General features: G+C 64.2%; 3 protein-coding genes. All 3 read right to left on the bottom strand.

Annotation, left to right across the window (positions count from 1 at the left end; genetic code table 11):
• Positions 1–14: 14 nt before the first annotated feature.
• The 3 genes from AC1DJN_RS21930 to AC1DJN_RS21920 are packed head-to-tail and all read right to left on the bottom strand — an operon-like array spanning position 15 to position 1,254.
• On the bottom strand, positions 15–473 hold the full coding sequence (locus AC1DJN_RS21930; protein ID WP_478040264.1) for an SRPBCC family protein: 459 nt from the start codon (positions 471–473) through the stop codon (positions 15–17).
• Between the two features lie 2 nt (positions 474–475).
• Complete coding sequence (locus AC1DJN_RS21925) at positions 476–790, bottom strand: ArsR/SmtB family transcription factor (protein ID WP_478040262.1); 315 nt, start codon at positions 788–790, stop codon at positions 476–478.
• Positions 791–798: 8 nt separating this feature from the next.
• Positions 799–1,254, bottom strand: a complete 456-nt coding sequence (locus tag AC1DJN_RS21920) for an SRPBCC family protein (RefSeq protein ID WP_154880122.1) — start codon at positions 1,252–1,254, stop codon at positions 799–801.
• Positions 1,255–1,412: the final 158 nt, after the last annotated feature.

The raw sequence follows: 1,412 nt of genomic DNA, 5'->3' as shown, positions 1-1,412 counted from the left end.
GCCATGGGCTGGCACTACTGTGGCTTGGCGAATACGTCCAGGCCTTTGCCGGTTTCCAGAAGCGATTTCAGGCTCGACAGCACGATCGGCCAGCCCTGGCGGATGCCGGTATCCATGCCGCTGCCCGGTTCCAGCTCGTCATGGGTCACCGTCAGCTTGACCATGTCCTCATACGGCACGATCTCGAACGTCACCCGGCTGTAGGCCTTCGGGTTGTCCGCCTGCGAGGCGGCGGCCCAGGTGATCACCAGTCGCGAGGGTGGGGTGTTTTCCACCACTTCGCCCACCAGTTCGACCTTGCGCTCGTCGTTGGCGCGCACGTGCTGCCAGYGCGAGCCGGGTTTCCAGTCCGATACGTTTTCGTGCCCCCAGTAGGTGCGGGCAATCTCCGGCCGGGTGATGGCTTCGAACACCTTCTGCGGCGTGGAGGCGATATAGATCACGTGGATGAAACGGGTGGATTCAGCGCTCATCGTCATTGTCCTTCCAGTTCCTGTTTGAGGTCATGCAGCAGGCTCAGGCGCTGCTGCTCGAACTTGCTTACCCAGCGCRTATAGACGTCGTGCAGTGGCACCGGGTTGATGAAGTGCAGCTTCTCGCGGCCACGCCTGACGGTGCTGATCAGGTTGGCGTCTTCCAGCAGGCCCAGGTGCTGGGTAACCGATTGCCGGGCCATCTGCAGGTGCTCGCAGAGCTGTCCCAGCGTCTGCCCGTTGCGCTCGCAGAGCAGGTCCAACAACGTGCGGCGCGTGGGGTCGGCCAGTGCCTTGAACACCTTGTCTGCATCCATGGGGGCTTTCAGTTCCAGTTGTCGATCTTGACGTCGTGTGGGCTGGGCTGACCGCGCCCGGTTTCCAGCAGGGATTTCAGGCTCATCAGGAAGATGGCCCACTTGGTGCTGCAGTGGTGCATGAACTCCACGCGCTCCTTCCAGCCTTCATGGCTGAACAGCACGATGCAGTAGTCGCCGTCCTGGTGCAGGGCGAAGCGCGCGGTGGTGCCGATCCATTCCGGTGGGCCGTCGATGAATTCCCACAGCACCCGCTCGTTCGGCTGCAGCTGCAGCAGCTTCATCTGCATGGCGCCGATTTCCTGGCCGTTGGCGGTGAAGCGGGCGGTGACGGTGCCGCCGGGGTGGCGGTCGCCGGTGGTGTCCTCGGCCCACCAGGCGGCGATGCCTTCGGGGGTGGCCAGGGCCTGGTAGACCTGGGCCGATGGGGCTTTGATGCCGACTCTGTGTGCGATATCCACCATGACTGCGGCTCCACGGTGGGCGGCGGGGTGCCGTCCGTGGGGTCACAATAGGCAGGTAAATGCCTGCATGTCAACTCCGCCGCCGTGAACGCACGGTCGTGGTAGTGCCGGCCGCTGGCCGGCARCCTGGTCGAGTTGGGGGACTGCAGTTGCCGGCC

The organism is Stenotrophomonas sp. 05L414_2 (assembly GCF_056397905.1).
Note: the sequence above shows the minus strand (reverse complement) of the source record. Positions and strands in the feature narration are given on the sequence as shown.